The organism is Vibrio sp. V30_P3S12P165 (assembly GCF_009904905.1).
In the GTDB taxonomy this organism is placed as follows: domain Bacteria; phylum Pseudomonadota; class Gammaproteobacteria; order Enterobacterales; family Vibrionaceae; genus Vibrio; species Vibrio fujianensis.
Genome location: NZ_WXWH01000052.1, coordinates 1 through 8,015, shown reverse-complemented (window position 1 = coordinate 8,015; position 8,015 = coordinate 1). Strand labels below are relative to the sequence as shown.

The window sequence follows — 8,015 nt, the reverse complement described above, 5'->3', positions numbered from 1 at the left end:
TAAACCAAATCAATCTGTGTGAACACTCATCAATGCACAATCTTTACGTAAGGAGGTGATCCAGCGCCAGGTTCCCCTAGCGCTACCTTGTTACGACTTCACCCCAGTCATGAACCACAAAGTGGCAAGCGTCCCCCCGAAGGTTAAACTACCTGCTTCTTTTGCAGCCCACTCCCATGGTGTGACGGGCGGTGTGTACAAGGCCCGGGAACGTATTCACCGTGACATTCTGATTCACGATTACTAGCGATTCCGACTTCATGGAGTCGAGTTGCAGACTCCAATCCGGACTACGACGCACTTTTTGGGATTCGCTTAACATCGCTGTCTCGCCGCCCTCTGTATGCGCCATTGTAGCACGTGTGTAGCCCTACTCGTAAGGGCCATGATGACTTGACGTCGTCCCCACCTTCCTCCGGTTTATCACCGGCAGTCTCCCTGGAGTTCCCACCCGAAGTGCTGGCAAACAAGGATAAGGGTTGCGCTCGTTGCGGGACTTAACCCAACATTTCACAACACGAGCTGACGACAGCCATGCAGCACCTGTCTCAGAGCTCCCGAAGGCACACCTGCGTCTCCGCTGGCTTCTCTGGATGTCAAGAGTAGGTAAGGTTCTTCGCGTTGCATCGAATTAAACCACATGCTCCACCGCTTGTGCGGGCCCCCGTCAATTCATTTGAGTTTTAATCTTGCGACCGTACTCCCCAGGCGGTCTACTTAACGCGTTAGCTCCGAAAGCCACAGCTCAAGGCCGCAACCTCCAAGTAGACATCGTTTACGGCGTGGACTACCAGGGTATCTAATCCTGTTTGCTCCCCACGCTTTCGCATCTGAGTGTCAGTATCTGTCCAGGGGGCCGCCTTCGCCACTGGTATTCCTTCAGATCTCTACGCATTTCACCGCTACACCTGAAATTCTACCCCCCTCTACAGTACTCTAGCCTGCCAGTTTCAAATGCAACTCCGAGGTTGAGCCCCGGGCTTTCACATCTGACTTAACAAACCACCTGCATGCGCTTTACGCCCAGTAATTCCGATTAACGCTCGCACCCTCCGTATTACCGCGGCTGCTGGCACGGAGTTAGCCGGTGCTTCTTCTGTCGCTAACGTCAAAGCATACCGCTATTAACGATACCCCCTTCCTCACGACTGAAAGTACTTTACAACCCGAAGGCCTTCTTCATACACGCGGCATGGCTGCATCAGGCTTGCGCCCATTGTGCAATATTCCCCACTGCTGCCTCCCGTAGGAGTCTGGACCGTGTCTCAGTTCCAGTGTGGCTGATCATCCTCTCAGACCAGCTAGGGATCGTCGCCTTGGTGAGCCCTTACCTCACCAACTAGCTAATCCCACCTGGGCATATCCTGACGCGAGAGGCCCGAAGGTCCCCCTCTTTGGCCCCCGCTCATTATAAGCAAGGGCATCATGCGGTATTAGCCATCGTTTCCAATGGTTATCCCCCACATCAGGGCAATTTCCCAGGCATTACTCACCCGTCCGCCGCTCGTCAGCAGAGAAGCAAGCTTCTCTCTGTTACCGCTCGACTTGCATGTGTTAGGCCTGCCGCCAGCGTTCAATCTGAGCCATGATCAAACTCTTCAATTAAAGTTTTGTTGGTCTTACGACCGGCTCAATGAATACTGACTTCAAACTACCATAAGTAATTCAAAGCTATNACGCGAGAGGCCCGAAGGTCCCCCTCTTTGGCCCCCGCTCATTATAAGCAAGGGCATCATGCGGTATTAGCCATCGTTTCCAATGGTTATCCCCCACATCAGGGCAATTTCCCAGGCATTACTCACCCGTCCGCCGCTCGTCAGCAGAGAAGCAAGCTTCTCTCTGTTACCGCTCGACTTGCATGTGTTAGGCCTGCCGCCAGCGTTCAATCTGAGCCATGATCAAACTCTTCAATTAAAGTTTTGTTGGTCTTACGACCGGCTCAATGAATACTGACTTCAAACTACCATAAGTAATTCAAAGCTATTATCGTTCCAACAGAACGATAATGAATTGACTGTGCCAAGATTTTTCTTTTTACAAAGAAGCCTCTCGATTGGTCACTCAGTTCATTGATAAATCTTTTTGATTATCATCAACGAGTGCCCACACAGATTGATTGGTTTAAATTGTTAAAGAGCGTTGCTTGGAAGGCTCATTGAGCTTCAAAGCGGAGGTGAATTCTAACGAGTTAATTTGAAGAGTCAAACACTTTTTCAAATTTTCTTTTTTAGAAGTTTTCCCTCGACTAACACTGCCTGAAGCCTTGCGGCGTCTGCCGTGTCAGTGAGGCGGCATTATAGGGAGTTGAACTTTTTTGGCAAGTCGAATTTGCATTTTTTCTCAAAAAAAAACTCGTTAGACCAAATTATCAGCATCTTTTATTTTACCCATAGGTTTTCAGTATTCAGCTAACAGATTACTCACAAAACACTGTGGATAACTAATCATCGCTATCAAAGAAATAGCTAATTCTTGCTCTAGGATTAAGATAGTCTCGAACTTTATCCGGCAATTTAGTCGGTAAAATAGCGCTGACGATTTTTATCTCTTTATCTGCTAAGTCAATGATTGGTGCTTGTGTTCTGGGCACAGCTGGATCGTAGATCAGTACATTAGGAGAAAGTAAGTGTTCAGCATTAACAGAAATAACTAATCCAACAGTATTGTTAGAAAGTTGCACGACCGTGCCAGGAGGGAAAACCCCCATAAATTTCACTAAAATACTCAAGTTCTGATGGTTATAAAGATGCTTGCAATTCTTATACAAATGAGAGAGTGCTATATAAGGTATTTTTTGTTCTTCCGCTATCGCGGGATGACATAAATTATCAAAAGCATTGGCAACAGAGACAACTTGAGTAATCTCATCAATCTCTTGCTCTTTCAATCCAAGAGGATACCCAGAGCCATCATTAAGTTCGTGGTGCTGCTCAATCACTATTTTAGCACTCTCAGGAAACCCATCGATATCACTGACAAGATCAATGCCATAGCGAGTGTGCAATTTTAGATAATTATTTTCCGGCTCAGTCAATGGCGTTACTTTACGTACAATTGCACTCGGCACTCGCATTTTACCAATGTCGTGAAATAAGGAGGCGAAAGCAACCTCTTTAATTTGCTGTTCCGTGAATCCTCTTGCTTTCGCAATCATCATCGCCAGAACGGATACATTTAAAGAATGAAAATAAACATCCTCAAACTCACTTTTGCTATTAATCAGATGTAAGGTAACACTTTCATTACTGAGTAATTTTTCAACAACGTCATCGATAAGCTGTAAAGCTTCTTCAACCGCATCCGCAGGGCGACTACGAATTTTATTCATTACCGCCCTCATACGAGCTAACGATCGTTCGAATTCTTTTTCACAATGCATCACCCGCCGCCGATAGCGGTTAAGTTTTTCTATCCGATGTTGTTTTTCTTGCCAAAGCTGATTAACTTCGTCTTCTAATTGCTGAGAGTCAGCCGTTTCTTCTATGTCTTGGTTTTCTATTTGGCGAACAGGTAGCGGCGCAGTATCACTTTGTGCTGGGTTGAGAAAAACATGTTGGATGCCAAGATGTTTGATCAATTGAATTTGATCCGTCGATTTGATCTTAAAACTATTAAACAAAAAGGGATGCTCATTCCATTTCAGCGGTAATCGAATATGCAATCCTGGTTGCAACCTATCTACGGTTATCTTAATGTTTGCCACAGTTAGCTCAATATTTCACTCGTCATGCTATTATTTTAGAAGAACTCCTTTTCGAAATCTCCTTCCATTACCATTCATTGCTCTGATGAAGCACCAAACTCAGTTTGCGATATTAACGCTGTTTGTCGCTGTGCAAGGTAGCTAATGATAATTTGTTGGGTCAAAATCCCCTTAAACTTGTTACCATCAACCAACACCCAAGGAAAAGTTAATTTCTGCTCACAAATTAGCTCGGTCACTAGCCGAACATCAGTGTATGCATCTAACTTAGTAAAAGAAAGCATCATGATCTGATTGACGGGTCGGTGCCATCGTTCAGCTTCTCTCATCGTTTCTAATTCTGTCCCCATTGTTGGGGTTAAATACAGGTTCAACGTTTGACGATCGATAATTCCTACACATTCATGCTGGTTAATCACCGGCAAAACGTCTATATCAGATACTTGAAAATATTGAAAAGCCAATGAAAGCGGATCACCAGGATCAAGACGCGGTGCATAAGCATGATGAAGCCCTACTAAATGAGCCGGTTGCTTGCTTTCATGGTGGTTCTGCAACAATGGTTTTATTTTTTGAGCAATTTGACGATTAACGATTTTTAAATGAGCAGCCGAGGATGGCGCTGAAAAGAGCAAGCCTTGCATAAAATCAACGCCTGTATCAGTCAATAAAGAGGCTTCTTCTAATGACTCAACACCATCAGCTATCACTTTTACGCCTAAAGAATGACAAAGCTCAACTAGCATTTTGATCACTTTATAACGGTTGATCTTGCTTTTTATCGCATCCAAGCAACGTCGACTAATTTTTAGATAATCAAACTCAGATAAAGGTAAATGCTCTAATAAAGAGTAATCGAGCCCCATGTCATCAATCGTGACTTGCACACCCTTGGCCCGTAGCACTTTCAATTCAGCTGATTGAACAATCCCAGTGACATGAGCATTGGCTTGAATCAGATCAATAATAAGATGCTCTGCCCCGAACGACTTCTGTTGAATCAATGTAATTAAATAACCAAGTAACTCAGAGAAGCCTTGTTTAGTATCCGCTGACACATTAACCGCTAAGCGAACCGGGTAATCATGTAATGCTTGTAATTTAGAAAGTTGTTCCAGCGCTGAATGTAAAATGTGTAGATCGAGCTCAGACACTAATCCGAGATCTTCTGCGATAGCTATCAACTCACGATTATCGGCTTGTAATGAAGTGGGGAGAGAAAAACGACAGCAGGCTTCGTAACCAATCACTTGCCAGGTTTGTGTTTCAATAATTGGCTGATAAAACACAGATAAAGACTGGTTTTTAATCGCGTCATGCACAAACTCTTCTAACAATCGCCGTCTTTGAATCTGTCGATGAAGCTGTGAATCAAAAAAACGGATTTTCTGCAAACCAGATTCGGATTCTTGTTCTAAAATCGCTTGAACAGAATGAGTAACCGCTATTTTTGTACTGCGTGCGTCTAAACCTAGGATAGAGACGCCCACTTTTCCTGACGTACAAAGTTTATGCAGGTGACGATCCATCTGACGCAACTCATGAAAAAAAGCTCGAATACTGGCGTGAATATACCGATATGACTCTCCAGAAGATGGTAAAGGGCAAGTCACACAAGCCAAGTATAAGCCTTCTTTTATTTGCCCAAATAAACGGCTCTCCTTCAAACGCATCATCACATCATGTAATACAATCTGCTGCTTTGCAGACAGCGATTGCTCGATACTTAACGTCATCACGATATAAAGTTGCTCAACCAGCCGCTGCTGATATAGCCGTTCAAACTGTTCAAGAAACCATTGTTTATTAGCAATAGAACTATTTATTCTTTGCTCATATTCCTCTAACTGGGGTGAATAAAAACTAAGGTAGATCGCCTGCCCCTCAACCGGCATCAATGAAACACAGCACTGATAATGATGCTGCTGACCACTTGCGCAAATAATGGTTACTTTTTGTGGCGTGTTATCGACATAATCATTTAAAGGTAACGCTTCATCTGTAAACAAAAACTCACTATGAAGCCCCTGTAAATCAGTAGAATGAAAGCCTGTAAGCTGCTCAAAAGTATGATTACAACCCAAAATTTTATTATTCTGATCAGAAATAAGTATTCCCCATGGTGCAAAACTTAACAAATGCTCTAACCAGATCGCCTGTTGAGCGGTTTTAGCTAATTGAACAATAGGTCGGATTTCACCTTGTAAAACATAATTAGAGAATTGTTCCACAGAAAAGAGCGCGTAACAAAAACGTCTGGAATTTACTAGCAAAATATTAATCGAACGCTTATCGCCACTGCGAAGCGACTCCTGAAGCAACTTTTCAACCTTTTGCTGACTCGTCACATTCATTAATGTAAGCCAACCATCTAAAGTTTGAGCGCAAAATGAAGCAGTATGCTTATCCGAAAATGACTCAGTGACGCAAGTAAATCGTTGACTCTTAATATCTAGAGTCCACCGAACAGGCACAAATACGCTTGACGCTGGCAATTCTAACTCTCGAGTACCTAGGGGCTGATAACTATCTTGCATTTAATCACCTTCGGCGATAGAGCACTCTATCAATCAATGAAAAATTTTACCTAAACCTAGATTATCAAAGAGAAGAGCAAGCAGAGATCCTTTTTCAAAGGAGGAAAACAAAAGAGAGAGTTTGGTCACGTATTGTGTCCAAGACAAAACAGCAGCACTCATTTGATCTACAGCGCTGCTGTCACTATTATGATATTAATGATCAAATAGCTGATAATTACATCATTATTTGTTCAAAAGATGATTGGCTATAACGTACTAAATGATTAACTAACTTCGATAACGTCAAGGTGGATTGTACATTTTGAGTTCCGTCATACAGAGTTAACACCTCTTCACTTTCTGTATCGACAATAATGGTAAATCTACAACCATATTTAATAGCATCTTTCTTTGCTCTAGCCGTTGAAAAACACGAGCCTTCATATATTACTTTAAAATCTGGGAAAACCATCCTCAAATGACGGCAGCAACTTAGAGCCGAGTAAGTTGATATTTTATTTTTAGGTATAACCAATATATTAACTGATTCAAAAGACCAAGATTTAACGTTAACCGTTTTTAATAATTTTAAAATAGGTTCTAACATAAGAGCAAAACCACAAGCGGGTATTAAATTAGAATTATTCTGGGATAGGAATCTATAGCATCCACCTCGGCATATGACTTGTTCTGAATTTAATCTTTCCGAACTCCATTCAAAAACGGTTTGTTCATATTCCCTACTGGGAAATAATCCTTGCTGTATTGAAAAAGGGACGTTAAAACGTTCTAATAAATTGGTTATATTTTTAAACCTAAGTATAGATTCTTCAGAAAGATATTGATGTAATCTAGGGGCACCACTAACTAATCCTTCAAGAAATGGAGGATAAGAATATAATATTTTCTCTGGCGTTTTCGTTAACCACTTCTTAGATTGTTCATCCAAAATAACATTGAAAGGCTCAAAATATTCCTGCAACTTTCTTCGATATAAACAAAACCTTACGAATCCCCCCATAATTTCCATATAAAACAATGAGTAGACGCGCATCGCTCATTCTGATCTAATGAATTTCGCCAAAAACACACCGGATTAAATGGATTTAATAGGGAACCCCTACGATGCGCGATGTTCAAATTCTACAGCAAACACTCGAAAACCAATGCCCTGACATTCACAAAAAACGACTTAGATCTCTCATACTTGCAACCAGAACGGTACTGGATGGCTCTGATCTCACACTCACCAAAATTGGACGCGCTCTCGACACCGATACCACGGTGAAGCATGCCATCAAACGTATCGACCGATTACTTGGTAATCGCAATCTACACCGTGAAAAAGAGTCCATATATAAATGGCATGCGTCCTTTATTACTCGCGCCAATCCTTTTCCTGTTGTCTTGGTTGATTGGTCAGATGTTCGTGAGCAACTGCGCTATATGACATTGCGCGCTTCGGTATCCGTTAAAGGTCGCGCTGTCACGCTTTATGAACAGGCATTTGAGTACAAAAACTACAACTCGCCCACAAGCCATCAGCACTTTCTCGATAAGCTTCAATCCCTTCTCCCCCAAGGCTGCACCCCTATCATTGTCTCTGACGCTGGCTTTAGAAATACATGGTTCAGGCAAGTCGCCAGCAAAGGTTGGTTCTGGCTTGGGCGCGTACGTGGCGAAGTCTCGATTAAGTGTGGCGAAGGCGCGTGGCAATGGAATAAAACGTTTTATCCTCAAGCAACAGAGAAACCCCATTTTTTAGGAGAAAGCCAACTGGCTAGGCGCTCACC

General features: G+C 42.8%; 4 protein-coding genes and 1 rRNA gene. 1 reads left to right on the top strand and 4 read right to left on the bottom strand.

Annotation, left to right across the window (positions count from 1 at the left end; all coding sequences use genetic code 11):
• Positions 1-48: 48 nt before the first annotated feature.
• The 4 genes from CAG57_RS10460 to CAG57_RS10445 form a co-directional block, all read right to left on the bottom strand.
• Positions 49-1,605 (bottom strand): 16S ribosomal RNA (locus tag CAG57_RS10460).
• Positions 1,606-2,440: 835 nt separating this feature from the next.
• Complete coding sequence (locus tag CAG57_RS10455) at positions 2,441-3,703, bottom strand: DUF3391 domain-containing protein (protein ID WP_161428375.1); 1,263 nt, start codon at positions 3,701-3,703, stop codon at positions 2,441-2,443.
• A 74-nt stretch (positions 3,704-3,777) separates the two neighbouring features.
• Positions 3,778-6,240, bottom strand: coding sequence for an EAL domain-containing protein (locus CAG57_RS10450; protein ID WP_161430993.1), 2,463 nt, complete (start codon positions 6,238-6,240; stop codon positions 3,778-3,780).
• Positions 6,241-6,457: 217 nt separating this feature from the next.
• Positions 6,458-7,204: a hypothetical protein gene (locus CAG57_RS10445; RefSeq protein ID WP_161439526.1), complete on the bottom strand. Its 747-nt coding sequence runs from the start codon at positions 7,202-7,204 to the stop codon at positions 6,458-6,460.
• A gap of 143 nt (positions 7,205-7,347) precedes the next feature.
• Between CAG57_RS10445 and CAG57_RS10440 the strand changes: the two genes are divergently transcribed.
• On the top strand, positions 7,348-8,015 hold a 668-nt coding region (locus tag CAG57_RS10440; protein WP_161433876.1), incomplete at its 3' end, for an IS4 family transposase.